The following is a 26,928-nucleotide window of genomic DNA, read 5'->3' on the forward strand; positions in this document are numbered from 1 at the left end:
TTCGCCTTTCCGCACCAGCACGAATTCGAGGTCGCATGAGCCCCTGGAAGCGACGTCACCGTCTCGCCCTCACCGCCGCCGGACTGGCCGCCCTGGCCGTGCCGGCCCTGACCGTCCCGCCGGCCCTCGCCGGGACCACCGCCGCCAAGGCGGTCGCGGCCCACCCGTGGGACGCCTACAACCTCTCGCCGAAGACCCGGACCGTACGGCCCGCGGCGATCTACACCACCAACGGCACCGTGACGAACCCGTCCGCCGTCCTGAGCGGTGAGACGACCCGGATCAGCGGCAACGGCTCCTACGTCACGCTGGACTTCGGCAAGGACGTCGGCGGCCTGGCCACGCTGCACTTCGCCGGCTCCGACGGCGCGCAGCAGGTCGGCCTGGCGTTCAGTGAGTCCTCCGACTACGTCGGCCCCGACTCCGACGCCTCCACCGGCGGGCCGCGCAAGACCGACGGCGTGCTGTACGCCGACGTGAACGGCCCGACCACCTACACGACGCCCGCCCAGTACCAGCGCGGCGGCTTCCGCTACCTGACGCTGTTCCTGTCCTCCGCGGGCAGCGTCGACCTCGACGGCGTGTCCGTGCACTTCACCGCCGCGCCGGCGATGAAGAACCCCGCGCAGTACGCGAACTACTTCTACTCCAGCGACCCGCTGCTCAACCGCATCTGGTACGCGGGCGCCTACACCGTCCAGCTCAACACGATCGACCCGAAGACCGGCCGCACCTGGGAGCCGCCGGCCGCGCTGTGGGACAACACCGGCGACGTCGGCGTGGGCGACACCATCCTCGTCGACGGGGCCAAGCGCGACCGCACCGTCTGGCCGGGCGACCTCGGCGTCGAGATCCCGACGGCGTACGCCGCCTTCAACGACACCGTCTCGGCGCGCAACGCGCTCACCACGATCTTCCAGCACCAGAAGAGCACCGGTGAGCTGCCGTACTCCGGGCCGATGATGAACAAGTACGGCTCCGACACCTACCACCTGTGGACGCTGTCGGCGAGCTACGACTACTACCGCTACACCGGCGACTCGGCGTGGCTGACGAGCGTCTGGGACAACTACAAGCTCGGCGTCGACTACAGCCTCGCCAAGCTGGACGCGAACGGCCTGCTGTCCATCACCGGTACCGGCGACTCGGTGCGCATCCTCACCAAGGGCGAGAACTTCACCGCCAACGCCCTGCTGTGGCGGGTGCTGAACACCGGGTCGGAGCTGGCCACCGCGCGCGGTGACGCGGCGCTCGCCGCGTCGTACGCGAGCAGGGCGGCGGCGCTGCGCACCGCGATCAACCAGAACTTCTGGGACGACAGCGTCGGGGCGTACAAGTACTACCCGAACCAGACGATCCACCCGCAGGACGGCAACTCCATCGCGGTCTGGTACGGCCTCGCGGACGCGGACCAGGCCCGGCGGATCAGCGCGCAGCTCACCGGCAACTGGAACGACGTCGGCTCGACCGCACCGGAGAACAAGGGCAACCCCGGCGTCTTCTCCGGCTCGCTCGAGGTCAACGCGCACTTCGCGGCGGGCGGCCAGGCCGCCGACCAGGCCGGCGTGGACCTGATCCGCCGCCAGTGGGGCTACATGCTGAACAACCCGCACGGCACCCAGAGCACCTTCTGGGAGTCCTACCGGGCGGGCGAGTCCTGCCTGTTCTGCAGCAACTACGTCAGCCTCGCGCACGGCTGGGCGACCGGCCCGACCCCGGCGCTCAGCGCCTACGTCCTCGGCGTCGCCCCCGACTCACCCGGCGGGCGTACGTTCCACTTCGTCCCGCACGTGGCCGGCCTGACCTTCACCCAGGGCCGGATCACCACGGAGTACGGGCCCGTGGACGCCTCCTGGCGCATCCACAAGGGCGAGTTCAGCGCGCACCTCGCGGCGCCGAAGGGCACGACCGGCCGCGTCGGCGTCCCGGCCCTCGGCAAGAAGACCCAGATCTTCGTCAACGGGCACCTCGCCTGGAACGGCACCCGCGCCGCGGCGTACGGCGCGCACGCCGACGGCGACTACGTCTACCTCGAGGGCCTGACCGCCGGCCACTACACGATCAAGACCAAGCCGCTGGGGGGCAAGTGAGCAGGTCCGAAGGTACGGGCGCGCCCGCGAGCGCGGCCACGGGGATACGCACGCCGTTCTCCCGGCGCGGATTCCTCGGTGTCGCGGGCGGCGCGGTCGCGGCCGTCGGCCTGACCGCGCCGGCCCGTACGGCGCTGGCCGCCGACGGCGCCGCCGTGGCGTCGGCGGCACCGTCCGTCGCGCCCTTCCCGCTGAGCGGGGTCGCGCTGCTGGCGAGCCGGTTCCACGACAACATGGACCGGACCTGCGCGTACCTGAAGTTCGTCGACGCGGACCGGCTGCTGCACATGTTCCGGGTCAACGTCGGGCTGCCGTCGACGGCCGAGCCGTGCGGCGGCTGGGAGGCGCCGAACGTCCAGCTGCGTGGGCACTCCACCGGGCACCTGCTGTCCGCGCTCGCCCAGGCGCACGCGAACACCGGCGACGACGCGTACGCCGCCAAGGCCCGCTACCTCGTCGGCGAGCTGGCCAAGTGCCAAACGGCGGCCCCGGGAGCGGGCTACACGACCGGATATCTGTCCGCCTTCGAGGAAAAGGTTTTCGACCAGCTTGAGGCGGGCGGGAGCCCCTGGGCGCCGTACTACACCCTGCACAAGGTCATGGCGGGACTGCTCGACCAGTACCGGCTCAGCGGCGACCAGCAGGCCCTCGACGTGCTCACGGGCATGGCCGCCTGGGCCGACGCCCGCACCTCGAAGCTGACCCACGACCAGATGCAGAGCGTGCTGCGCGTGGAGTTCGGCGGCATGAACGACGTGCTGGCCGAGCTCTACCTGCTGACCCGCGACCCGGCACACCTGCGCACGGCGCAGCGCTTCGACCACGACGCGGTGTTCGGCCCGCTCGCCGCCGGCCAGGACCAGCTGGCCGGCCTGCACGCCAACACCCAGATCCCCAAGATCGTCGGCGCTGTCCGCGAGTACGAGGCCACGGGCGACACCCGCTACCTCGACATCGCGACCTTCTTCTGGCGGACGGTCGTCCGGCACCACAGTTACGCGATCGGCGGCAACAGCAACGCGGAGCTGTTCTGCCCGCCGGACCAGATCGTCTCCCAGCTCGGCGAGAACACCTGCGAGAACTGCAACAGCTACAACATGCTCAAGCTGACGCGGCTGCTGTTCTTCCACGACCCGCGCCCGGAGTACATGGACTACTACGAGTGGACCCTGTACAACCAGATGCTCGGCGAGCAGGACCCCGACTCCGCGCACGGGTTCTGCACCTACTACACCGGCCTGTGGCCCGGCACGCAGCGGCAGGTGAAGGGCGGGCTGGGCGCCGATCCCGGCAGCTACAGCAGCGACTACACCAACTTCTCCTGCGACCACGGCACCGGGATGGAGACGCACACGAAGTTCGCCGACTCCATCTACTTCCGCACCGGCCGCACGCTGTACGTCAACCTGTTCATCCCCTCCGAGCTGGCCTGGGCCGAGCGCGGCGTGCGCATCCGCCAGGAGACCCGCTTCCCGGACGAGGACACCACCCGGCTGACCGTCAGCGGCGAGGGCCGGTTCACCATGAAGATCCGCGTCCCGGGCTGGACGCGCCACGCCCGGGTCCGGATCAACCGCCGGGACGCGGGCGCGGCCCACGCCGGGACGTACCTCACCATCGAGCGGCGCTGGCGCGACGGCGACACCGTCGAGGTCACGCTGCCGATGGGCCTGGACTGGCGCAAGGCCCCGGACAACCCGCAGGTCCAGGCGGTCAGCTACGGCCCGGTCGTCCTCGCCGGCGGGTACGGCGGCACGCGGCTGTCGACGATCCCGGCGATCGACCCGAAGTCCGTACGGGCCGGCGGCGACGACCTGACGTTCACCGCGACGGCGGGCGGTTCCGACGTGACCCTCATCCCGTTCTCCGAGATCCAGCACCAGCGCTACACCGTGTACTGGGCGGTGCCGCCAGGCCCGGCCAAGCCCCGCCTGACCGCGCGGTACCCCTTCGGCGAGGGGAGCGGCACGACGGCCGAGGACGCCACGAAGACCTGGCCGGACGCCACCCTCGTCGGCGGCGCGACGTGGACGGGCGACGGCGCGGTCGCCCTGGACGGCAAGGGCGGCCACGTCGCCCTGCCGCCCGGCCTGATCAGCGGCCTGGAGGCCCTGACCATCGCCGCCTGGGTGAACCCGGAGGAGCTCGCCAACTCCGCCCGCGTCTTCGACCTGGGCTTCCACAAGAACACCTACCTGTTCCTCACCGTGCGCACCGGCCTGGGCAAGGCCCGCTTCGCCATGAAGATCGCCGGGATGTCCGCCGAGGACTACGTGGACGCCGCCGGCCCGATCCCGGCCGGCACCTGGACCCATGTCGCCGTCACCATCGCCGACGGCAGCGCGGTCCTGTACTTCGACGGCGCGGAGACCGGCCGCAACGACGCGCTCGTGATGAGCCCGCTGCTGCTCGGCGCCACCCAGTTCAACTACCTCGGCCGTTCGCAGAACGCCGGCCACCCCTACCTGCACGGCCAGGTGGACGACTTCCGCGTCTACAACCACGCCCTCAGCGCCGCCGACGTCGCGGCGCTGCACGCCCAAGGAAGGACCTCGTGAGCAGCACCCCCCTGCGGCGGATCTCCGCGGTCGCCGCGATCGTGGCCGCGTGCGGCACGGCCACGGCCGTGCCCGCCCTCGCGTCGGCCCGCCCCGCCGTCACCGGCCTGCGCGCCGGCGACCTGTCCGAACAGCTCGGCATCGAGGACACCACCCCGCCGCTGACCTGGAAGCTGAACGACACCGGCCGGGACGTCACCCAGCAGGCCTACCAGATCCAGGCCGCGACCAGCCCGGACGGGTTCGACCACCCCGACCTGTGGGACACCGGCCGGGTCGCCTCGGCGGACCAGCGCGTCGACTACGCCGGCAGGGCGCTGGGCAGCCGCACCCGCGTGTACTGGCGGGTCCGCGTGTGGATCACGCACGGCGGCGCGTCGTCGTGGAGCGACCCGGCGTGGTTCGAGACCGGCCTGACCTCGGCCAAGGACTGGTCCGGTCAGTGGATCACACATCCGGACTGGCGGTTCAAGGAGAAGCAGCCCACGCCGATCGCGGTGAAGCTGCCCGAGACGACCGCCCGGTACGTCCGGATCAACGTGACCAAGCTGGGCCTGCCGCTGGTGGAGAACCTGCCGGACAAGACCTGGCGGCTGCAGCTCGCCGAGCTCGAGGTCCGCGACTCGGCCGGGAACAACCTGGCCGCCGGCACGACGGTCACCAGCAACGACACCGGCAACCAGGTCAACCACAAGTACCTGCCGAAGTACCTGACCGACGGCACCGAGACGACGAACCAGGAGCTCGCGGGCTGGTCCAGCTCGGCGTACACCTCCGACGACGTCTCCGCCAAGCCGATCACGCTGACCGTCGACCTGAAGTCGGCCAGGACGTTCGATCAGGTGCTGTTGTTCCCGCGCACCGACGTCCCGGCGGCCGGCGACAAGGTCCCGTTCGCGCCCGTCGACTACTCGGTCTCGACCGGCGACGACGCCGGCGGGCCGTTCACGACGCGGCAGACCGTCACCGGCCAGGAGCCGCCGCGGTCGCCGGTTCCCGAGGCGATGCCGATCTTCGCCAAGGACTTCACGCTGCCGTCCGGCATCCGCTCCGCCCGCCTGTACGTCGCCGGTGAGGGCGTCTACGAGGCCGCGCTGAACGGCCGCCAGGTCGGCGACGCCGTCCTCGAACCGGGCAACACCGACGTCACCGACCAGGTGCCGTACGCGACGTACGACGTCACGAAGCTGCTGCGCGGCGGCGACAACGCGATCAGCATGAAGCTCGGCAACGGCACCGCCAACGTCATCTCCACCGTCGACCGGTACCGCAAGTTCGCCCTCACACAGAGCGACCCGGAGCTGATCGCCCAGCTCGAGGTCACCCTCGCCGACGGCAGCGTGCGCCGCGTCGTCAGCGGCACCGACTGGCAGACCACGCTCGGCGGCACGACCTTCTCCAACTGGTACGGCGGGGAGGACTTCGACGCCCGCCGCGAGCCGACCGGCTGGGAGCGCCCCGGCGCCGAGCGGCAGGACTGGAACCAGGCGATCGCCGTGCCGAGCCCCGGCGGCGCGTTGACGGGCCGTCTCCAGGACCCGGTGCGCGTGCAGGAGACCCTCCAGGGCACCAAGGTCGGGTCCGGCGCCGGCTACCAGGTCTTCGACCTCGGCCGGAACATCGCCGGCTGGCCCGAGCTGACCATCCAGGCGCCCGCCGGGACGACCGTGCGGATGTACCCGTCCGAGAGTCTCACCAACGGCCGCGCGAACCAGTCGACCAGCAACGTCGGCGCCCCGATCTGGGACGAGTACACGACCCGGACCGACGGCACGGAGACCTGGCACCCGCACTTCTCCTACCACGCGCTCCGCTACGTCGAGCTGCGCGGCGTGCCCGACGGCGCGGCCGTCTCCGTCCGCGGCCTGGCGCTGCACGCCGACAACGCCTCGGCGGGGTCGTTCTCCTCGTCCAACGACGTGATCAATGGGATCCACACGCTGATCCGGCGGGCGATCGAGAACAACATGCAGAGCATCCTCACCGACTGCCCGAGCCGGGAGAAGCTCGGCTGGCTGGAGCAGGACCACCTCGTCTTCGGCTCCCTCGCCGCGAACTACGACCTGTCCGCGCAGCTCCGCAAGGTCGTACGGGACATGGCCGAGGCCCAGACCGACACCGGACTGATCCCGTCCACGGTGCCGGACTACACGGTGCTCGCCGGCGCCTACCGCGACGACCCGAACTGGGGCGGCGCGTTCGTCGTCGTGCCGTGGGACCTGTATCAGACCTACGGCGACGCCGACACGATGGCCACGTACTACTCCGCGATGCAGAGGTACGCCTCCTACCTGGAGGCCCGCGCGGTCAACGGGCTGACCGACTACAGCCTCGGCGACTGGTACACCCCGGACAAGACGTTCCCGAAGTTCGTCTCCGGGACGTACGGCTACTGGCGGGTCCTGGACACCATGTCCAAGATCGCCGGTGCGCTCGGCAGGACCGATGACGCGGCGGCGTACCGGTCCAAGGCGGACGCCGGTGCCAAGGCCCTGGCCGACAAGTACTACGACGCGAACACCGGCACGTTCGCCGGCGGCGGCCAGGGCGCCGAGGCGCTCGCCCTCGACATGGGCGCCGTCCCGTCCGACCAGCGGCAGCGGCTGCTGGACCACCTGGTCGGGAGCATCACGGCGGCCGGGTACCACCTGCAGCTCGGTGAGATCTCGCTGCCCAGCGTGTTCCGCGTGCTGCCCGACGACGTGATCTACAAGGTCGCGACGCAGACGACCAGCCCGAGCCTCGGCTACCAGGTCGTACACGGCAACACGACGCTCGGCGAGAGCTGGGACGGCGGCAGCGGCCAGTCGCAGGACCACTTCATGCTCGGCTCGATCGACTCGTGGTTCACGAGCAACCTCGCCGGCATCCGGCAGGCGCCCGGCTCGACCGGCTTCCGCAAGCTGCTCATCGCCCCGTCCGTCGTCGGCGACCTGACCCACGCCGAGGGCCGCTACCGGACCCCGTACGGCGAGGCCCGGTCGGAGTGGACGAAGGACGACGACGGAGGCATCCGGCTGAAGGTGACCGTCCCGCCGGGCAGCACCGCCGAGGTGCACGTCCCCGGCTCCGGTGAGGTCCACCAGGTCGGTTCCGGCGTCTGGGTCTTCCCCTCGAAGTGATCCGAGCGCGGCTCCCCGTCCGGACGCGGGTGGGGAGCGGCGCACCACCAGGACCACAGCGGCCGGCCGGCCCTGTGTTCACAAGGAGGAAGTCACGATGAGAAGGCGTTTCCTGGCGGCCCTGACGGCCGCCGGAGCGGCGACCACCGCGGTGGCCGCGCTGATGCCCGCACCGGCCTGGGCCGGCGCGAACCACGCGCCCCAGGACCCGACGGGCCTGACCGTCGGCGACCAGACCCGGCCGCTGAACGTCGAGGGCGGCCCCGCCTTCGGCTGGCTGCCCCGCGACGTCGACGCCGGCGAGGTCCAGACCGCGTACGAGATCAAGGTCGCCCAGGGCGACCGGACCGTCTGGGACAGCGGCAAGGTCGCCTCCTCCCAGGAGTCGTACGTCGCCGGGCCGAGCACCCTGCCGCACGGGACGAGCTTCACCTGGACCGTCCGCACCTGGGACCGCGCCGGCGCGGCCTCACCCTGGGCGAAGCCCGCCGCGTTCGACACCGGCCTCGCGGACGCCGACTGGCAGGCGAGCTGGATCCGCCGTACGACGGGGGAGAAGGACGACTACACCTACGCCCGCAAGGAGTTCGCGGTCGGCCGCAGCCCGATCGTCCGCGCCCGTGCCTACGTCGCCGCGAGCCAGCAGTACGACCTGCACGTCAACGGCAGGCTCGTCGACCGCGGCGCGGCGTTCTCCTACCCGGGCGAGGGCTACTACAAGGCGGTCGACATCACCCGCCTGCTCGAGCCGGGGAAGACGGCGGCCGTCGGCGCGCTGTACCACTGGTACGGCGCAGGCCAGGGCCGCCCGTCCGGCGAGCCCGGCCTGCTGATGCGCGTCGTCGTCGACCACGCCGACGGCACGCGGCAGGTGATCGTCACCGACGGCTCCTGGAAGGTCGCCCGCGCCAACTGGAAGACGACGAAGTACCGCAACGGCGACGGCCGTGACTACATCGAGGACATCGACGGCACCACCGAGCCGATCGGCTGGGACAAGGCCGGCTTCGACGACTCCACCTGGGCCGCGCCGCAGGTCGTCGGCGCGCACCCGGCCGGCGTCTTCACCCACCTCCAGGGCCAGGAGTCCGCGCTCGCCCACGAGACGGTCCACCCGGTCAAGGTGACCAGGCTGGCCTCCGGCGCGGTCGTCGCCGACTTCGGCAAGATCATCCCGGCCGTGCCGGTCGTCCGCCTCCGCGACGGGTCCAAGGACACGGCGGTGACGATGACCGCCGGCTACCTTCTCGCCGCCGACGGCACGGTCTCCAACTCCAAGCACGACAACCAGACCACCGACCTGACCTACGGCTACACCGAGCGGGACGGCGACCAGACGGTCCGCTACTACACGTACGAGGGCTTCCGCTACCTGCAGATCAACGCCGACGTGCCCGCCGACGACATCAGCGCCGTCGTCCAGCACACCGCGGTGCCGTCCAAGACCCGGCTGCGCACCTCCAACAGCGCCGTGAACGCGGTGTACGACCTGATGCAGCGGTCGGCGCTGTACGACTCGCAGGAGCAGTTCCTCGACACCCCGACCCGGGAGAAGGGACAGTTCCTCGGCGACTCGGTCGACATCTCCCTCGCCACCATGTCCGGCTGGGGCGAACGCCGCCTCACCCGCAAGGCGATCCGCGAGTTCATCCAGTCGCAGACCCGCTACTGGACGGACGGCCGGCTGAACGCCGTCTACCCGAACGGCGACGGCAAGCGCGACATCCCGGACTACACCGAGATGTTCCCCGGCTGGGTGTGGGAGTACTACCTCCAGTCCGGCGACACCGCCACGCTCGACCAGTCCTACCCGGTCATGACGGCGGTGGCGGACTACGTCCGCCGCTACATCGACCCGTCGACGGGCCTGGTCACCAAGCTGGCCGGCGGCTCCGGCTCGTACCTGAACGGCATCATCGACTGGCCGAACCGGTACGGCTACGACACCGCGGCGGTGGCCCGGACGACGGTGAACGAGCTCGCGGTCGACGTGCTGAACGCCACCGCCCGCGCGTCGAAGGCGCTCGGCAAGGACCCGTCGGCGTACGAGCGCGACGCCGCCACGCTGACCACCGCGATCAACGGCAGGCTGCGCCGCGCGGACGGCGTCTACATCGACGGCCTGGAGTCCGACGGCTCGCAGAGCACGCACGCCTCCCAGATCGCCAACGCCTACGCGGTCGCGTTCGGCCTCACGTCCGACCCCAAGGTCGGCGACTACGTGGCGAGCCTCGGCCTGCAGATGAGCCCGATGACCGTCCACTGGCTGATGGCCGCCCTGGCCGACCGCCCGGACGACCTCGTCACCCGCCTCACCGACGCGAACGGCATCGGCTACGGCAGGATCCTGGCGTCCGGCGGCACGTTCACGTGGGAGTCGTGGGAGGCCCCGGAGACCGGCGACAGCCTGTCGCACGGCTGGGGCGCCTCCCCGGTGATCGACGTCCAGCAGGACCTGCTCGGCGTCGCGGTCACCGCGCCCGGCGCGGCGGCCATCCGGGTACGCCCGCCGGCCTCCGGCCTGACCTCGGCCTCCGGCACGGTCCCGACCCAGCGCGGCGACGTCCACGTGTCCTGGCACCGGTCCGGCGGCAAGCTCACCGTGTCCGTCGACGTCCCGGTCAACGTGACCGCGGAGATCGACCTGCCCACCACCGGCAAGGTCAAGGTCAAGGGCGCGGCCGACTACGTCGGCCAGACCGCCGGCCGCACGGTCTATAAGACCGGCTCCGGCCCCGTCACCTTCACCGCGGGGAGCTGATCCCGGCGCGGGACCCCCTGCCTCTCCGCGTCGGGAGGCGGGCGGTCCCGCAGGGGGTCACCCCTGTGGTCTGGTCATTGCCGTCGATATCGCCGGTTCGAATGGGACGAAAAGGACCGAGCCAGGTCCACGGCGGCGCCAAGGTGACAACGATGGCGGCCGAGTGCCACCACGAGACGCCGCCGTTGGAATCCACTGGCGATTACTGCTCTCTAACCGCAGTGTTCGCCAGGGATCATTCCCCGTCGCCGCACCGACGGACGGTCAGGTCTCGATGCTCTGGCAGACGGGGCAGGTCGCGGCGCCGTTGAGAGTGACCCAGCCGAAGGCCGAGGGCACGAAGGGCGCCGAGCCCAACTCCTTCCGCACGGCCGCCCGGTATCCCCACGCGGCGTCGAGGTAGGGGTGGTAGACGTCGTGGAACTCTCGGGATGACCAGGAGGCGCCTTCGGCGACGGCTCGTCGTAGGTCACGGAGCCGCTCGTACAGGGTCTGACCGGCGGCGGCCACGTTCTCGGTGGCGTCGATGAACAGGCGTTCTCTGATCTCGTGAATCCCGGCCTCGGTCAGTGCGTCCCGGGTGACCGCGTCCAGGTCCGGCTGTCCGCCCGGCTCCTGCGCGATCTGCCGAAGCCGGGTGTGACAGGCGCCAGCCGCGACGATGAACTGGGCGTACAGGTCACGAGATCGCGTCTGGCGGCCGCGCCGGGTCTCGCGGCGGTCGCGCAGGTGGTCGTTCAGCAGGGTGCCGGCGAGGGCGATGACCGCGCCGCTGCCCGTCGCGACCAACGTGGTCCACTCGATCGCCATCGCATCTCCCGCGTTCCGGTGACCGTCGCAGATCCTACGCAACGGTGACCGGAGCGCGCAGCGGCCGGGAGCACCGCCGGGCCGCTCACTTCGGCGAGCGGCCGGTGATGAGTACGGCGTCAGAGGCCGATGGTCACGGTGCCCACGTCGGTGAGCTGGGAGACTCCCGTGGTGCCACAGGCGGTCAGGTCCGGCTCCAGCCCGGTGCCCACCGACTTCGTCGGGTCGGGGGTGAACGTTCCCGAGGTGATCGCACCCAGGGCCGTGACGACGATGTCGCCGTTGACCCGGCTGACGACCCTGTTGTAGGAGAACGTGCTCGGTGCGAGGGCGCTGTTGTTCCAATGGAACACCCGGGTGCCGCTGCCCGCGGACAGCACGCTGGTGCACGTCGCGCCCGACGCGGTACCCGACTCGGCGTAGTAACCGGTGGGGGCCGAACTGCTGGTGCAGTTGAACAGTTGGCCGCTCACGGTGAACGTCACTGTCTGCGGGCTGGTGGTCAGCGGCGGACTGTAGGTGACGACCTCGCTGAGCGTGCAGACCTGGTCCAGCCCGACGGCGTGCGCGGCCGGGGCCATCCCCGCTAACACCGGCGCCGCTGCGGCCAGACAGACCGCGACTCCGGCGGCCGTTCCCCTGGTGAGCCTCATGATGCCCCCTCGATCGTGCCTCTACGTTCAGTTATGTGTGGCTTCGTACAGTAAACACACAACTTCAGGAGTATGGGTGTCGTCAGCGTTGAAGGCAATGCGCGTACGAACGCTAGGCCGGATCCGGCCGCGTCACCGACAGTTGATTCGGCTGTACACCCCTCAGCCGGTGGTGCGGAAGTGCTCGGTGGCGACGTCACGGAAACTGCGCGCCGTAGCGGAGAAGTAGCCGTCGTCGTCGCGGCGGACGAGACGCAGGACGCGATGGCAGTCCGGGGTATCGATTCGCAGCCAGGCGACGGACGAGCCCGAAGCCGCCTCGTACGCGACGGCGGGAAGGAGCCCGATGCCGAGCCCGGCGCTGATCAGGCTGCAGATGCCGGCGGGCTCGTCGCCTTCGCAGGCGATGACGGGTTCCAGTCCGGCGTCGCCGAACAGGCGGTCCAACAGGCTGCGCTGCCAGTAACCGGGCCGCGTCGTGACGAACGGTTCGCCGGCCAGTGTGGGGATGCCGACCTCGGACCGGCCTGCCAGCGGGTGGCGCGGGGAGACGGCGAGGAGCACGCCCTCCCGCCGGATCTCCACCGAACGCAGGTGCGGCCCGGGGAGCGGCTGCGATGCGAGGCAGACGTCGACCTCGCCCGCGGCCAGTTGCCGGACCATCACCGGCGCCGACGACTGGCTGAGCTTGGCGTTCACTCCCGGGTGGTCACGGAGGAGCGCGGCGAGTGAGTCAAAGGTCGCTGTTGCGAGTTCTGCCGTCAACTGCGGCTATGACGCTGTTTCCCCTGTTGATGGAGTCGTGAATCATGGCGTTCAAAGACAGCCAAGAGGTCCACGACATGCTCGCCCGCCTCCGTCTCGGGTGACCGTCGCGGTGGTCCGCCAGCCGGATCAACTACGACCAGGGATCTGGGGACTCGGCGCTCGGCTGGCACAGGGTATGGGCGACGGCCGAGTCGTTCGGAACAGATGGTTAGTGCTTTTTGGGGCGACGCGAATACCGACCGTCAAACCACTCACCAGCGGCTTCAGTCAGTGTCGGAATCAAGCTTCTGGGCCGCGGCGGTGCGGTCTCGTTGAAGGCTCTATCCACCTCCGCGGTGAAAAAGTCCTCCGCCTCGTCCCCGCCAGTGATCGCACCGCGTGCGGTGCGAGCCTTCTTCCAGAACCGGTGCATGTCACGGCTGGCCATCAGATGGCGCAGTGCACCGCGCAACTCGGCAAGTTCGATCGTCTGCGCTTCGTAGGCGACCTTCTGGAGGTTAAGGATGAGGTTGCAATAGTGGTCCTTCTTCGTCTCCGCGACCCCTGGTGCGAGGGGCGGCCATACTTCCCGTAGCTGACGGTCATCGATGGCCATTTTGATAAGGTCGGTATGAAGCTGACGAAGCGCGATTTCGCCACTTCGCTGCTGCTCTTCCCTCGTGATGGTCAGCTCCTCCCGCTGATTCTGGAGCTCGCGTCGCTGAAGGAAAAGTGTGAGGGCGATACCGATGAAGGCCACGCCGGAGAAGAAAACGCCGACAGGCTCGAGTGCCTGTCCTATGAGTGACCAGCGACTCAGCGTATGGTCGTCGACACGCAGGAGCAGAGCGACGGGTATGACCACGCTGGCGGTGACCAGTCCTAGGCCGACCAGCAAGGCGACACCGATGCCTATCGGCCTCGTCCACCGGTGACTCACTGCAAGACCATAGCAGTCCGGATGGTGGGGAGTCTGGCCCCAGGTCATGTCCGACAGTGTCGAGGCGGACCGAACGAGCCGCGCCTACATCAGATAGTCGCGGAGCGGGATGGCCTTCTGTCGAAGTGTCCCAATGGAGTCTTCCAGTAGGGCGATGACCTTTGACTCTTGCGTAAGCCAGCCGCCGGTCTGCAGGCCGGTCTCGCCGTAGCCATAGTCATGGATGAGGGCGGTGTGTCGATCGAAGAGGAGGAAGTCGAAATACTGCTCATCTGGCAGGGGCAGCGCCGGATCGCAGACGACAACTTCTATGTTCTCGCCCATGTCGGCGCGGATTTGGTAACTCAGAAGCTCATATCTCAAGTAAGCGGTCAGCGGTTCCTGAATGAGGCGCACTCGTGCATATTCGATTCCCTGTTTTTTGACGTCCTCGTACAGGGGGCGGTCGGCCTGTGCCTCACGGTACAGCAATTTTTGGGCAGCATGGATATCGCCCTGCTCGTACGCCGCTTGCGACTCGCTCGCTTCCCGTTCCTGGTAGGCCTGCCAACATTCGAGCTTCAAGAACCGCGACTCGATACGTGACCAAGCGTCCGCGAATGCGGTGCCGAAGTCGTCGAGATCAAGCCGGGTGCTTCCTCTGAGCGCCCACGTCGGTGGCACATTCACCCTTCCGGAATGTCGGCTTTCACCGCAGTGAGCGTTTTCCGTGGAATCCGTACCACTCGTTCGTTCGGGGCGCAGCGAGCCCCGAACAGACTGAGATCGCTGACCTGTTCCGTGATGTCCACGCCGATCACGGCGAAGGCGCCATCGTCCAACTCCAGAATATCGGGGGATCCGCTTACGCCTGTGGTGGTGCCGAGCTCGGCCGGGGTCCTGCCGAGGCGACGAACTGCCCTCATGTGCCCCGCTCCTGTTCCGAAGTGGCCTGGTGATATGTGAACGGTAGCATTGGTAGCGCTCATCGCTCATGCGTCGACTCGTTTAGGATGCCATATTCGAACCAGTTGGGAGCGGCTGAAACCGGGCTGTGTTCACGCGCAGGCGGCAGCCGAGACCTTGTGATGCTTCAGCTGACAGATCGAGTCCGTCGCGCAGCGGGCCCGGATGGCTACGCGTCGTTGGTCAAGGTGCTGTCCGGCTCGGTGATTGCAACTGTCAAGGTGGCAATCTCGACGCAGTCTGCACCGCCCTGAGCGCTGCGGGTGCTTTTGCGCCATTGTGCGGCGGTGAACTCGTCTGCCATCATCACCCCAGGTTCTCCAACGACTTGCTGATCATTTTGAGGGACTCACTCCGCGGATAGGACTCGCCCATGACGAGGTCAAACCGCATACGGTACTCGTTCACTGTGGTCGGATCCTGCGAGAGTTGATTAACGCCCGGTCCCTCATGGTAAGCGATCTCTGTGCCGTCGGCGAGGGTGAGAATGATGAACATTCCGTCGAGACCGGCTCCGATGATGGATTCGAATGGGAGCACCCGCACGTGGACGTTGGGTGAGCTGACAAGCCCGCACAGCTTCTTCAACTGTGTTCGCATGACTTCGGGGCCACCGACTGCGCGGTGCAGGACGGCCTCGTCTAGGACGAACCACCCGTGCGCAGGGGTTTCGCGATCGAACACAGCGGCCTGGCGTTCCATGCGAGCAGACACCCTCTCGTCGATCGCGGCAGGACTCTGACCTGTTTCCGTGAGCGCTCGTATGTAGTCAGCCGTCTGTAGCAGCCCGGGAACGATCTGCGGAGCGAACGCCCGGACGAGGGTTGCCTGCGCCTCCAGTTCGATGAACTGGGAAAGCCCGGCAGGAGAACTCGGGTACGACGATACTTCCGGATCTTCTCCCACTGCCGGTGGAACATCCCGGTCGTGTCGAAGAACGTGTCGAGGTCCTGGGCGAAGGCTTCGGATGGCGGCTTCTCGTGAGTTTCGACCTTGTAGATCCACTGAGGAGTGCAGCCGAGCGCTTCGGCGAGCTTGTTTCGGGACAGACCGGCTTCTTCGCGTCGAAAACGTAGCTCGTCAGCGAACGTCTCGACGAGAGGGTCCTGGCCGCGGTGAGCAGGCATTGAATGCCTCCTGGTCTCGACACCCATTGATCGCGATTCCTGTCGCGCGGGTGACGTGTGGGGGGATGGAGGGTCGTAGCTCACGGTAACTCACCGTGTGAGCCTGGTCATCGAAAATCCGGGCGAGAAATCAACGGAGAGCTGAGGATGAATCGGTACACATCAGAAGACATTCGCGCATACGCGAAGTGGCTGACCCAGGAATGCCAGGCGGCCGGGTTGAAGGCTGAGCAGTACGGGGCGGAAATCCTTATTCACGGTGTCAGCAATCACCTCAGCGAGCGGATCGTCTGCAGGCCGGACGCGCAAGGGGACCTGCGGTGGCACTGGTCGTGGGGTGTGCCGATCGGCCGCATCGACGACTCCTCCCGGCTCCTCGCCGTGGACGACGTCCAGGAACTGGTCCGAGTGATCAGCAAGGTCGTCTGCATCCCGCTGCGCCGGAGCGGGATGTGACGATTACGCCCGAAGAACGGCTCATGCGCTCGCTTCCGGCGCTGCGGGCCCTCGTCGACTCCATGGCGGGGCGGTCACCGTCGGAGGCGCGACAACTCCTTCAGCTCGACTTCCTGATCCGGAAGTATCCGGCCGCCGCGCGGATGAGCCTTCAGCGTCGGCAGCGTACCGAGCCGGAACAGCCGGCGCCGCCGGGCTGGTCGTCGGCGTGGGACACCGGCGGGCTTCCCCTTTGGAAGTGGGCGAGCGGCCGGGTCTGCGTGGCGACCACGGACGCGGACCAGCTCCGGTACCTGGCGGTGGCCCTGACGCGGTTCGACGAGATGACCGCCGAAGAGCTCCACGCCTACCTTCACGGCTCGCCGAACACGGCCCCGAACCGTTTCCCGGAACGCGACTCATGACGCTCGACCGGATAGCCGACCTGCCAGGGGACGAACTATGTCTGGACTCCTACTCGGACGCCTTCGACGAGGCGTACCAGGGGATCGTCTTCTGGAAGCTGGAACGGCGTCAGATCTTCCGGGAGCCGGGAGTTCCGAGCTGGGAGGCCTTCGCGGCGGGCGACTGGGGTCGTGCCCTGGAGCTCAACGAGCGCGAACGCGACGCGGTCAGCGCGAAGGTCGCCGACGACCGGCGTCTTAAGGTCGAGTCGCGGCGACTCCGGGTGGTGGAGCAGCCGGTCACGCCGTATCTCCAGTGGGAGATGCAGTACTTCCGGCTCCTCGCCGAGGCGGGCGAGGATCTCCGGGTGCTCGACGCCTCCGCAGTGCGGCGTCTCGAAACCGAGCGGTTGTTGCCGGAGATCGTGGTCCTCGGGAATCGCGTCCTCTTCGAGGTCCGGTACGACGCGCAGGGAACGGCGTACGGCGCTCGTCGCATCGACGATCCGGTGGTGGTCGCGGAGGCCGGCAGGGAACTCGCCGGCCTCCATGCCGTCGCCGAGCCACTGCTCGACTACTTCGCGCGGGAGATCACTCCGCTTGCTCCGCCGCCCGTCTGCTGAGGGGGACTGCGGCGACGTAGGCCCTCTCACGGTCCTGCCGGTCGCGTGCCTTCGGTCAGCGCTGCGGGCTCAGTCCTGCCACGGACAGCTGGAACAGCCGGTCCGCTGCGGCGGCGGGGTCCGGGTGGTGCTCGGTCGCGAGGACGATGCCGACGATCAGCGTGATCAGATCGGCGACGGTGACGTCTGGCGTGACCGCGCCGTCCCGCACGGCGCGGCGCAGCAGAGGTTCGCCCGCCTGTTCCATCTTCGCCGAGCAGGTGTTCTCGTGCACCGAGTCGGGCTCGGCTCCCTCGTAGGCCAGCGCGGCCGCCAGTCCCCGGGCGGAGACGCAGTAGGCGACGAGGTCACTCAGCCATTCCAGGAGCGCGTTCCGGCTGTCGCCCTTGCCGGTCAGGTCGTCGGCGCGGACGCACAGGGCCTCGATCCGTTCCCGGGAGACCGCCTCCAACAGTGCGCGGCGAGTGGGGAAGTGCCGGCGCACGGTCGCCGAGCCGACCCCTGCGGTGCGGGCGATCTGTTCGAGGGAGGCGCCGGCGCCGTGGGCGGCGACCTCATCCTCGGCAACGGCGAGGATCCGCGCGTAGTTGCGCCGGGCGTCCGCGCGCTGGCGGTCGGGCATGGCGTCATCTCCAAAGTGTTGCTAAGTGGCGGGGCCCGCCGTATCGTATCGCGAAGTAAACGGCGGGCCCCGCCGTTTAATGTTGGAGTACCTCGAGGAGCAGCATGTCCATAGATTCCGCGCCCGTCCTGGTCACCGGCGCCACCGGCAGGCAGGGTGGGGCCACCGCCCGCGCCCTGCTTGCGGCGGGTGTTCCCGTACGCGCCCTGGTGCGCGACCCGGCCACCGACCGGGCCAAGGCGGTCGAGGCGCTCGGCGCCGAGCTGGTCACCGGTGATCTCCGCGACCGCGACTCCGTGATCCGGGCCGCCGAGGGCGCCCGCGCCGTCTTCTCCGTGCAGATGCCGGAGATGACCGCGGAAAGCGTTGACTTCGCCGGAGAGGTGACCCAGGGCATCAACCTCATCGAGGGTGCGAAGGCCGCCGGAGTGCCGCAGTTCGTGCACACGTCCGTCAGTGGCGCCGGTCTGCATACCGAAGCTCCCGGCTGGGTCGAAGGCCGCTGGGCTTCGATGGAACCCACCCTGGGCGCCAAGAGCGCGATTCAGGACCGGGTGCGCGCGGCCGGCTTTCCGCACTGGACGCTTCTCAAGCCGGGATTCTTCATGGAGAACTTCCTGCCGTCCATGAAGTTCCTGTTCCCGCGTGGCATCGAGGGTGGTCTGGTGAGCGTCGTGAAACCCGAGACCCGGCTGTCCCTCGCCGCGGTGGACGACATTGGCAGGGCCGCCGCTGCGGCCATCGCCGAGCCGGAGCGGTTCGACGGGATCGAGTTGGAATTGGCGAGCGACTACCTGTCGATGGCGGAGATCGCCGAGATCCTGTCCCGCGCCGTGGGTACGCGACTGTCCGCGCCGGACATGACCGAGGAGGAGGCCTTCGCCGCCGGAATGCCGGGCATGGGCGCCACCCATGAGTGGCTGAACGTGGTCGGCCAGCCGGCCCGCCCGGAGTACGCGCGGGACCTCGGCATCCCGCTCACCGGCTTCGAGGAATGGGCGCGGGAGCACGTGCGAGCCACGGCCTGACCGGTTTAGCGGTTATATCTGGCATGACCGGTAGAGGGGTTATTTTCTGGACTTTTGCCCCGACACTCCGAAACTCGCGTGTTCTACGCAGCAATCGATCGTCGTTCAACTCGGCTGTTAGCCTCCTGATCGCAGTCGGCATCTCATCGCGAACAGGGGAGATTAAATGGCTGGATCGTCAATTCGGATATCGGCTCTTCTGGCGGCGCTGTGCGCCACGCTCCCGGCAACCGGTGGGACGGCTCACGCCGCTCCCGTCCAGCTGTTCGGCAGTTGCCAGGATGTTCACCGGGCGATTCCGATCGCGGGGGACGGGACCTACCTGCTGTACAACAACGGCAACCTCTTCACGGTCCACTGCTCCCACATGGCCACGGCGCCCAGCGAGTACCTCGATCTCGCCAGGACCGGGCCGGACCTCAACTTCTCGCAGTACACCGCCGGCGGCGCCTCACCCGGTACGAGCGTCCGGACGAAGTTCACGAGACTGCGCGTCGATCCCAAGACGTTGACCGTGGACATCGGGGATCTGACCTTCGCGGCGTCCACCGGCTCGCTGCGGCACGGTACGGCGACCGTGACCAGCATGCCGTACGGAGTCGCGATGGCGTGCACCTCGCGGCCCGACGGGCTGGGGAACATCGACCTGCAGGACACGCCGTTCCGGGTCGACAACGCGTTCGCCGCCGGTGGGTTCAACGCCTCCGGAACGGCGACGCCGACCCCGAACGGCCAGACGGTCGACCTGCGCGGCGGCGGCTACTGCGGCTGGGAGATGTCGGCTCCGCCGCTGTACAACCCCTTCAACCCGAGCCCGGGCACGTACCACCTGAAGGTGGCCTGCGCGCAGAACGGGGTGCTTCCCGCCCGCCGCCAGATCTGCCTCCACCTGGGCGGCACGACCGGGCTCACCACGCAGGTGCGACGGGAAGGCGGTCGGCCCGTCCTCATGGTCCGGCGCGGCGGCCACCTGGTGGCGGTGTCGGACACCGACGGTCGGATCCGCGCGGTCTGACGCGCGTTCGCGACAGACGGCGGCCCGGGCCGATGCCCGGACCGCCGCCTGTCGATACTGAAGTGGAACCAGCCGGCCGTGTTCACGCGGCGGCGGGAACCCTCAGGACTAGTAATCGAGCAGCAGGCCATGGCCGTCATCGACGGCCCGGCTCATCCAGTCGAGGGTGTCGTGCAGGTCGGGATCCTCCACCGCCTCCCGCACGTACTTCTCGAAGGTCCAGGGACCGGGGAGCCATACGCGGTGCTTCCGTGGAACCCGGTAATTCCACGCCTTCGCCAGCGTGATCGGAACAGGTTCGTCGTCACCGAGGTCGGGCGGAACGGGAGGGTGCTCCGCGGCCCAGTAGGGGGCCGATGGGACGGTCGGTGCCGGGATCGCGAGGATCTCCTCCCGGACGGCTTGCAGCTCAGGGGCGAGCGCCCACCTGTTCGTCCGTTCCCGGGCCTGCTCCGCCCGCTCCCGTAGGAGCGACCAGGCCTCCGCGTACTGTGCGGTGACGTCGTAGTGATACCAGGCTCGCAGGTAACCGCGATGGGCTCCACCACGGACCTCGTCCAGGTGAGTGCGCCATCGTCGCAGGTGGTCGGCGAGTTCGCCGGGCAGGAAGCTGCGGAAGGCCGCGAGCCGCCACTCCGCCGGGAGGACGGGGCTGTAGACGAAGGAGCCCACCCGGCGGTAGCAGTCCGGGCCGCTGTCGACCTGCACATGCCGCGCGATGCGGTTCGACCCTGAGCCCGGGGGCGGCCCGCCGAGCAGGTGGTCGAACTCTCCCGCGCGTCTGTTGCCGAGTGCTCTGAACGCCGTCGCCTGGGCTTCGACGAGCGCAGCCCAGCACTCGGGGGAAAGGTCGCTCACCGGCCGCATCCGCATCCAGTCGATCCCCACCGCTTCTCCCGCCTGCCGAAGAACACCCTGAGCGGTGAGCCGGTTCGGCACATCGGCCCGAGCGCACGGGACAGAATATCTGTTGAATCGCTTCGAGGTGGTGCGCCTCCGACCTAGGATGGCGCTCATTAAGGGCATGGGATGAGCGGCGATGGGCTGGGCATGGTGTTGCGCGATGTGATCAATGAAGATGACGAGATAATCGGTCAAGCCGATAATTGCGAGATCGAGGAGAAAGGTCTCCTTAGCCGGGTTGCCTTCGTCGTCATCATCAACTCCAAGGACGAGTTGCTGCTGCAACAGCGTTCCGCCGGTAAGAAGGCCTATCCGCTCTACTGGTCGGGCGCGGCGGCCGGTCACGTCAACAGCGGGGAGTCCTACGAGGAGGCGGCGAGCCGGGAGCTCGGCGAGGAGCTGGGCATCCAGGCGCCCCTCCGCTACCTGGGGAAATACCTCTCGGTGGAGGACCGGGAGATGGTCGCGACCTTCCTCGCGTACCACGATGGGCCGTACGAGATCGAACGGCGCGAGATAGAGAAGATCGATTTCTTCACGATCGACCGCCTGCGTCGCGAGATGCCCCGGATGAAGGTCACGAGTTTCCTGGAGAGGGCTCTTGTGATGCTGGAGCGGCGATAGGCCTGAGAGGTCGGCCGGGATCGCCCGGTTCTCGGCTCATCGGTCATTGGGCGGCGCGATGGCGAGCATCTTTATATGACTGTGTACGTGCTCGCCCATATCGTCGTGACTGGCCTCGAGCCGATTGCGTTCGAAGTAGTGCAGCGGCCTTCGCCAATCCCGATAGAGCCGCGTTATGACGCCGTCCTCGTCGTCGGGATACGTCGGTACGATCCGGTGGCTCCGCGGAACGGGCGTGAACGTGCTCCAGCACGAGATCGCGTTGGCCCCGCCCGGGTGAGTCATCGCCTGCATGCTCCGGATCACCTCCTCCTTGTCCGGGAGGTAGTGCAGCAGGCCGTTGCAGACGATGAGGTCATAGCGCGCGGGCGCGGTGTACGCCCGTGCGTCGGTGTGGTGCACGGTCACTTCGACGCCCGTGTCGCGGGCGAAGCGTTCGATCTTCTCGGCGCCGGCGCCGCTGATCTCCACCGCGTCGACCTGCCAGCCGAGCAGGGCGAGCCTGATCGCGTCCGCGCCCTCGCCGCTGCCGAGATCGAGAGCCCTTCCCGGCGGCCGGCTCCGCGCGTACCGCAGCACGGATCGGGTGATGACCGAGGCGTGATGATCCTCCGGATCCGTCGAGTACCGCTGGGGGACCGTCCACCAGTACCGCTCGTTCCGGCCGTAGGCGGCTTGGAAGAACTGCGCGACGTCCACCCGGATCTCTCCTCACACCTCGATGGGTAGCGCTGTGATCAACTGCTCGTCACCGTACGAGGCCGCCAGCCTGCCGATCGCCCGGCTCCTTGCCGGGTCGGCGTGCAGGGAGGCCAGGATCTTCGCGGCGGAGGGCACGCCGACCTGCGCGTACACCGGAAGGACGTCGGTGAAGAAGTTGCGGTACTGCAGGCCCGCCAGGCCCTCGATGGAGAGCTCCCGGCCGGCGGCGTAGCGGCTGAAGCGCGAGCGGGCGGCGAGTTCGGTGAGCTCCTCGACGAGCCGGCGGTCGAGCTCGTCCTGCCGGCTCTGCTCGGACACGCGCCGGGCCAGGTCGTCGTGGCCGTGGACGGTGAGGTTCAGGCCCGCGATCGTGAGGGCCATTCTGCGCTGCCCGCGCGTGAGCCCGTCCTCCGTCAACGCGAGGATCGTGTTGTTGACGACCTGGTGCTCGCGGACCTGCAGTACCTCTTCCACGGACCAGGGGTACATGTGCGTGCTCGGGGCGAAGCGCGTCTCGGCGGGGATCTCGACCTCGAAGACGTAGAAGAAGAGGTTCTCCTTGTCCGGGTAGTAGAACCCGGGTGTGCTCGTGAGCCGTGGCTCCCGCGGCAGTTCGGTCACGCGGAGCTCGTCCCGCAGCTCGCGGAGGACCGCGGCCTTGGCGGTCGCCGGTCCGATCAGGAAATTCGGGGCCGTGCTGTTCGCCGAGTCCTGTGTCACGTGGTCGCGTTGATTCACGTACCCGCTGAGATGCGACGCCTTCCCGAGCTCCCTGGTGGAGTTCTTCGGGGTATTGATCTCCAGAAGCGGCTCTATGGTGCCGGCCTTTCGTCGCCAGGTGATTATCACGACCGCCGGCAGCCAGTCGTGGATGTTCTGCTGCGGGATCATCACCCCGCGCCGGAACCGCGCGCCCGAGCAGGCGAATCCCGCTTCGGTCGGAGAGCCGACGAGCACCACCTCGTGCTCTTCCCTGCTGTTCTCCACCACCTCCTGGAAGACCGACTCGAAGTAGTGGTCCGGTCGATCCTCGAACTCGAAACGCAGCATCTCCGGCCCGGTTCGATGTGAGCGCGCTCCGGTCAGGTGAACGAGGTTGTGACCGTCGGCCGTCCGGAGCACCGCGCCCGGGAACTGGACGAGCCCCGCGTACGAGTGGACGCTCCACCGGCCGGGAGTGCCGAGGCGCAGCAGTAATGACGTGACGGTGCGCCTGGCGAGGCCCGCACGCTGCCGTCGTTCGCGGGCCGCCTCCGCGGCGTCGGGGAACTGGACGGTCAGATCGTCCCGTACGAGGCCGAGGAGGTCGTCGTTCAGGAAGACGATCCGAAGCTCCTCCCAGAAGGCGGCCGGGCCGGACCTCCGTCTCTTGCGGGCCAGCGCGCGTTCCAGATGATCGGCCAGGTCCTCGTGGGTCGGATCCACGATCGTGGCGCTGGTGGCCTCGGCCAGGCGTTCGACGAAGACGGCGTCGCCGACGACCGTGCGCATCACGATGTGCCCGGTGTCAGGCGTGTCGCCGGCCGCCGGAGCCTTCGGTTCCCCGCCGGAAGGTGTCGGCGACCGCTCGATGGAGGCGATCATCTCCTCGGCCACCTGTTCGAGGATCGTGATCTCGTAGGACTTCCTGAAGTGGTCCGTCGTCACGCCGCAGATCTCGGCGGCCTTTCGCCGTCGTTGCTGCGCCGGCCAGGCCCGCGTGCCGGAGACCAATCCGAAGGTGTACTCGGCGGCCTCGCCGAGGAATCCGCCGCCTATTCCCGACACCGCCGATCTGAGGAGTTCTTCGATCGCGGGTTGCGCCGAGGCCGAGGAGTTCGGCCGGCACCGCCGTGTCGCTTCTTCCAGTGCCGGGACGTTGATCCGGCGGAGTCTGGTCAGCCCTTTCTCGCGGAGGAGTTTGAGATCGGCGACCAGCCGCGCGAAGTCTGGCGTCCCCGATTCCTCCGGCACATCCCGATTTTCGCCGGGCCATCACCAGGTTGCAACCAGGAGGCGCCCGGATGGACGTGGTGTGCTTGCCCAAGGGAGGCGCCTCCCTTCCGACGCTTCGACCGGAAGGGAACCCGAGCTCCAATGACCGAACACCGCGCCCTCATGGGCGGATCGCCGTGAACGCCCTCATCACGATCGCCGCGAGCGTTGCCACAGGGGGCATCGTGGGAGCCTTCGTCACGGCGAACATCGTCGTAGCGGTCAGAAGCCACCTCATGACCCGCGCCCAGGATCGCGCCGCGTACTGGGAGGACCGGGCGCTCCGGGCGGAGGACCCGGAGTTCCGCGCGTGAACTCTCCTCAGAACCGTTCGTGATCCTCGGGTCGGGTGGACGGCGGCGGGTTGGTGGGACCGGATCGTCGCCCCGCCGGGCCCGCAGGCCGGCGGGCCTGCGGGCCCGGTGACACCTGGCGGTCCTTTCCGGTCAGGATCCGAGGCTATGTGGCCGGGTCGTCGTCGTGCACGGTGAGGTGCGCGAAGTTCTGGCCGACCACCGCGTCGGTCGGATCGACCACGAACACCTTGTAGACCGTGTCGGTCGTCGCCGCCGGTACGGTGTCGCCGTTGACCGGGATCCGCACCGCCACCTCGCGCCGCCCCGGCTCGATGACGACCTGCTGGGCGCCGGTGGCGACCTGCGTGCCGGTTCCGGCCAGCGTCTGCACGCTCGCGGTCACCGGGACCTTGCTGGTCTCCGACAGCCGTAGGGTGACGGTCGCGGTGCCCGGGCCGTCGCCCTCGTTCACGGTCGTGCCGACGATGGACACCTGCGGGAGCTCGCTCGGACCGCCCTCGCCGACCCCGGAGTCCTGGAAGGCCAGGTCGGAGAGGAACACCCCGCCCGTGGGCGTCGCGGTGGAGATGACGACCTGCCGGAGGTCGTTCACCTTGACGCCGGTCATCTCCGCCACCGGCCACCGGATCGTACGCAGCCAGGTCTTGGGCAGCAGGGTGCCCGATCCGGGGAACGAGGTGAGGGCGTCGCCGAGTCCGGACACCGTCGTCGACTGCGTGCGGCCGGCGCCGTCCACGACCGTGATCCTCAGGTCCGCGGACACGCCGGCGTCGTCCAGCGCCGCCCGAAGGGTGAGGGCGGCGTACTTCTTGACGTTGGAGCGGCTTCGGGGCAGGTCCACGCTCATCGACGTGGGGGCGGTCCAGCTCAGGTGCAGCAGCGGCGTCGCCGTCACGTTCCCGCCGTAGTTCGCCGGAGTGAAGGACGGGAACCGGCCCGTCGAGGTGGACATCGTGCAGGACGGCAGCCCGCTCTGCGGCGATCGGCCGCTCATGCTCGCGCAGAACCGCCCGGCCTCCGCCGGGGAGAACTCGACGTTCGACGCCGGTCCGCGCAGCGGCGCGAGGTCGAGCCGGTCCCCGGTCGGGGCCTGGCTCTCCTGGTACACGGTGGCCGCGCCGACGGAGATCTCCGTGCCCGTGCTGCCGTCGAACATCGGCGCCAGGCCCGTCTCGTGTCCCATCACCAGCCGGAAGAAGCCCGCGACGTAGTCGATGCCCACCTGGTACTGCTCGGCCGCGGTGAGGCGGATGGAGGTCGGCGAGTTCGTCCCGCAGGTGGCGTCGCTCTGGCTGGACCAGTCGTCACTGGCCGGGGCCACGGCGACGCCCGGCGTCCACTCGGTGTTGAAGAAGTTGTGGTCGGCGCCCATGACCAGCAGCGAGGAGCGCAGCACTCCGTCCGAGGTGTGGGCGTACCGCGTGTCCTCGTAGAAGTGCTGACCCTGCAGGTTGGACACGTCACCGTCGCAGTACGGCAGGATCACCGCCATCGGAACGTCCGGCAGCGTCTCGCGGCCGAAGTCGATGGGCGCGAGCGGCAGCACCGCCTTGATGCCGTACGGGCGCGGCAGCGCCGCGTTGAGCAGCGCGGCCTTGACCACGCCCTCGCCGCCGCGCGAGTGGCCCATGAGCCCGACGTCCTTCAGGTCGAGCCGCCCCTTCAGCAGCGGGCTCATGCCCGGCGCTCGGCCGTCGTTCGCCTGCGCGAGCAGGTCGAGATGGTCCAGCACCAGCTGACCGCGGGCCAGCGTGCCGGCGTCGTCGCTGTACGGGTTGTCCTGGGCGTTGATGCCGTTCGCGCTGATGGAGACGACGACGTAACCGCGGCTCGCCAGGACCTCGGCGGACTTGTCGTAACCGCGGTGGCTGGGGATGGGCTGGTACCCGTCGGCGCACGGCCAGTGCGTGTTGTCGGTCTTCTTGGCCACCGGGTCGTAGCAGGCGGAGTGGCGCCCGTGGAGGAAGATCACGACCGGTCGCGGTCCAGGCGCGTTCTTCGGCACCCACACCGCGGCGCGCTCTTCGACGACGCGGTCCCCGAGGCCGGACAGTTTCAGCGCGGTGTCGCCGAAGTCGTAGTCGGCGCGATCGATTCCGTACGGGCCCGGCGCGGCCGGGTCCACCGGCGGCGACGTACGGGAGGCGTGAGGCTTCGGCGTCGCCTTCGCGGACGTCGTACCCGTCGTCGAGCCGGGTACCGTGCCGTTCCAGGCGACCTGGACCGAGGACGCCTCGGCCGCCGTCCGGTCGGTGGTGGTCACGGTCAGCGTGCGGCCGTCGGGTGACTGCTGGGCGTACCCCACCGACCTGCCGTTCACCGCGATCTCGGGGAGGGCGTCCCTGGCCTCCAGTTCCCGGTCCAGGTGCAGCGTGACCCGGTAGCCGCCGTGTACCGGGGTCACGGACCAGGATCCGTCGGGTGAGGGGGCGCCGGGCGTCGCGGTCGCGGCGGTCGGCAGGAGGGTGACGCCGAGGGCGAACGCCACCCCGAAGGCGATAGATCTCGCCGAAAGTCTCATCAAGTAC

General features: G+C 68.9%; 24 protein-coding genes and 1 pseudogene. 11 read left to right on the forward strand and 14 right to left on the reverse strand.

Features of this window, described 5'->3' with window-relative positions:
- Positions 1-35 precede the first annotated feature (35 nt).
- From AB0L00_RS27280 to AB0L00_RS27295, 4 genes are all read left to right on the forward strand, one after another.
- Complete coding sequence (locus AB0L00_RS27280; protein WP_364439795.1) at positions 36-2,090, forward strand: alpha-L-rhamnosidase C-terminal domain-containing protein; 2,055 nt, start codon at positions 36-38, stop codon at positions 2,088-2,090.
- A complete protein-coding gene (locus tag AB0L00_RS27285) occupies positions 2,087-4,648 on the forward strand; it encodes a beta-L-arabinofuranosidase domain-containing protein (RefSeq protein WP_364439798.1) in 2,562 nt (853 codons plus the stop codon). The genes AB0L00_RS27280 and AB0L00_RS27285 overlap by 4 nt, the downstream gene beginning before the upstream one ends.
- A complete protein-coding gene (locus AB0L00_RS27290; protein ID WP_364439801.1) occupies positions 4,645-7,770 on the forward strand; it encodes a family 78 glycoside hydrolase catalytic domain in 3,126 nt (1,041 codons plus the stop codon). The genes AB0L00_RS27285 and AB0L00_RS27290 overlap by 4 nt, the downstream gene beginning before the upstream one ends.
- Before the next feature lie 97 nt (positions 7,771-7,867).
- Positions 7,868-10,531, forward strand: coding sequence for a family 78 glycoside hydrolase catalytic domain (locus AB0L00_RS27295; protein ID WP_364439804.1), 2,664 nt, complete (start codon positions 7,868-7,870; stop codon positions 10,529-10,531).
- Between the two features lie 264 nt (positions 10,532-10,795).
- Here the strand turns inward: AB0L00_RS27295 and AB0L00_RS27300 are convergent, their stop codons facing one another.
- From AB0L00_RS27300 to AB0L00_RS27340, 9 genes and pseudogenes are all read right to left on the reverse strand, one after another.
- Positions 10,796-11,341: a hypothetical protein gene (locus AB0L00_RS27300; RefSeq protein ID WP_364439807.1), complete on the reverse strand. Its 546-nt coding sequence runs from the start codon at positions 11,339-11,341 to the stop codon at positions 10,796-10,798.
- A gap of 119 nt (positions 11,342-11,460) precedes the next feature.
- A complete protein-coding gene (locus AB0L00_RS27305; protein WP_364439810.1) occupies positions 11,461-11,994 on the reverse strand; it encodes a hypothetical protein in 534 nt (177 codons plus the stop codon).
- 162 nt (positions 11,995-12,156) lie between these two features.
- On the reverse strand, positions 12,157-12,759 hold the full coding sequence (locus tag AB0L00_RS27310; protein ID WP_364439813.1) for a LysR substrate-binding domain-containing protein: 603 nt from the start codon (positions 12,757-12,759) through the stop codon (positions 12,157-12,159).
- 211 nt (positions 12,760-12,970) lie between these two features.
- On the reverse strand, positions 12,971-13,729 hold the full coding sequence (locus tag AB0L00_RS27315) for a DUF6082 family protein (RefSeq protein ID WP_364439816.1): 759 nt from the start codon (positions 13,727-13,729) through the stop codon (positions 12,971-12,973).
- A gap of 36 nt (positions 13,730-13,765) precedes the next feature.
- Positions 13,766-14,350 (reverse strand): DUF6879 family protein, encoded by a 585-nt coding sequence (locus AB0L00_RS27320; protein WP_364439819.1) that lies wholly within the window; start codon positions 14,348-14,350, stop codon positions 13,766-13,768.
- On the reverse strand, positions 14,347-14,586 hold the full coding sequence (locus AB0L00_RS27325; RefSeq protein ID WP_364439822.1) for a hypothetical protein: 240 nt from the start codon (positions 14,584-14,586) through the stop codon (positions 14,347-14,349). Before AB0L00_RS27325 ends, AB0L00_RS27320 begins: the two co-directional genes overlap by 4 nt.
- A 209-nt stretch (positions 14,587-14,795) precedes the next feature.
- Positions 14,796-14,933, reverse strand: a complete 138-nt coding sequence (locus AB0L00_RS27330; protein ID WP_364439825.1) for a DUF397 domain-containing protein — start codon at positions 14,931-14,933, stop codon at positions 14,796-14,798.
- Entirely contained in the window at positions 14,933-15,532 is a 600-nt protein-coding gene (locus tag AB0L00_RS27335) for a DUF5753 domain-containing protein (protein ID WP_364439828.1), read from the reverse strand. Before AB0L00_RS27335 ends, AB0L00_RS27330 begins: the two co-directional genes overlap by 1 nt.
- A 26-nt stretch (positions 15,533-15,558) precedes the next feature.
- Positions 15,559-15,780: pseudogene (locus AB0L00_RS27340) on the reverse strand (helix-turn-helix transcriptional regulator); the annotation flags it as partial.
- 192 nt (positions 15,781-15,972) lie between these two features.
- On the opposite strand from AB0L00_RS27340, the gene AB0L00_RS27345 reads away from it, so the two are divergent.
- The 3 genes from AB0L00_RS27345 to AB0L00_RS27355 are packed head-to-tail and all read left to right on the forward strand — an operon-like array spanning position 15,973 to position 17,215.
- Entirely contained in the window at positions 15,973-16,209 is a 237-nt protein-coding gene (locus AB0L00_RS27345) for a hypothetical protein (RefSeq protein ID WP_345363449.1), read from the forward strand.
- A gap of 23 nt (positions 16,210-16,232) precedes the next feature.
- The gene (locus tag AB0L00_RS27350) at positions 16,233-16,613 is read left to right on the forward strand and encodes a hypothetical protein (RefSeq protein ID WP_364439832.1); all 381 of its coding nucleotides are present in this window, start codon (positions 16,233-16,235) and stop codon (positions 16,611-16,613) included.
- Positions 16,610-17,215: a DUF6879 family protein gene (locus tag AB0L00_RS27355; protein ID WP_364439835.1), complete on the forward strand. Its 606-nt coding sequence runs from the start codon at positions 16,610-16,612 to the stop codon at positions 17,213-17,215. Before AB0L00_RS27350 ends, AB0L00_RS27355 begins: the two co-directional genes overlap by 4 nt.
- Before the next feature lie 55 nt (positions 17,216-17,270).
- Here AB0L00_RS27355 and AB0L00_RS27360 read toward each other — a convergent pair whose 3' ends face one another.
- Entirely contained in the window at positions 17,271-17,837 is a 567-nt protein-coding gene (locus AB0L00_RS27360; protein ID WP_364439838.1) for a helix-turn-helix domain-containing protein, read from the reverse strand.
- 104 nt (positions 17,838-17,941) lie between these two features.
- Here AB0L00_RS27360 and AB0L00_RS27365 point away from each other — a divergent pair, with 104 nt between their 5' ends.
- Both AB0L00_RS27365 and AB0L00_RS27370 read left to right on the forward strand, forming a co-directional pair.
- Positions 17,942-18,865, forward strand: coding sequence for an NmrA family NAD(P)-binding protein (locus AB0L00_RS27365; protein ID WP_364439841.1), 924 nt, complete (start codon positions 17,942-17,944; stop codon positions 18,863-18,865).
- Positions 18,866-19,031: 166 nt separating this feature from the next.
- On the forward strand, positions 19,032-19,880 hold the full coding sequence (locus tag AB0L00_RS27370; RefSeq protein ID WP_364439844.1) for a GON domain-containing protein: 849 nt from the start codon (positions 19,032-19,034) through the stop codon (positions 19,878-19,880).
- A gap of 108 nt (positions 19,881-19,988) precedes the next feature.
- On the opposite strand, the gene AB0L00_RS27375 is transcribed toward AB0L00_RS27370, so the two are convergent.
- A complete protein-coding gene (locus AB0L00_RS27375; protein WP_364439847.1) occupies positions 19,989-20,768 on the reverse strand; it encodes a hypothetical protein in 780 nt (259 codons plus the stop codon).
- Between the two features lie 141 nt (positions 20,769-20,909).
- Here AB0L00_RS27375 and AB0L00_RS27380 point away from each other — a divergent pair, with 141 nt between their 5' ends.
- Complete coding sequence (locus AB0L00_RS27380; RefSeq protein ID WP_364439850.1) at positions 20,910-21,407, forward strand: NUDIX domain-containing protein; 498 nt, start codon at positions 20,910-20,912, stop codon at positions 21,405-21,407.
- 36 nt (positions 21,408-21,443) lie between these two features.
- On the opposite strand, the gene AB0L00_RS27385 is transcribed toward AB0L00_RS27380, so the two are convergent.
- Entirely contained in the window at positions 21,444-22,106 is a 663-nt protein-coding gene (locus AB0L00_RS27385; protein WP_364439853.1) for a class I SAM-dependent methyltransferase, read from the reverse strand.
- Positions 22,107-22,118: 12 nt separating this feature from the next.
- Positions 22,119-24,062: a hypothetical protein gene (locus AB0L00_RS27390; RefSeq protein WP_364439856.1), complete on the reverse strand. Its 1,944-nt coding sequence runs from the start codon at positions 24,060-24,062 to the stop codon at positions 22,119-22,121.
- 158 nt (positions 24,063-24,220) lie between these two features.
- Here AB0L00_RS27390 and AB0L00_RS27395 point away from each other — a divergent pair, with 158 nt between their 5' ends.
- On the forward strand, positions 24,221-24,397 hold the full coding sequence (locus tag AB0L00_RS27395; RefSeq protein WP_345363432.1) for a hypothetical protein: 177 nt from the start codon (positions 24,221-24,223) through the stop codon (positions 24,395-24,397).
- A 145-nt stretch (positions 24,398-24,542) separates the two neighbouring features.
- Here AB0L00_RS27395 and AB0L00_RS27400 read toward each other — a convergent pair whose 3' ends face one another.
- Positions 24,543-26,921, reverse strand: coding sequence for a hypothetical protein (locus tag AB0L00_RS27400; protein WP_364439860.1), 2,379 nt, complete (start codon positions 26,919-26,921; stop codon positions 24,543-24,545).
- Positions 26,922-26,928: the final 7 nt, after the last annotated feature.

It is taken from the genome of Actinoallomurus sp. NPDC052308, assembly GCF_040679195.1.
In the GTDB taxonomy this organism is placed as follows: Bacteria; Actinomycetota; Actinomycetes; order Streptosporangiales; family Streptosporangiaceae; genus Actinoallomurus; species Actinoallomurus liliacearum.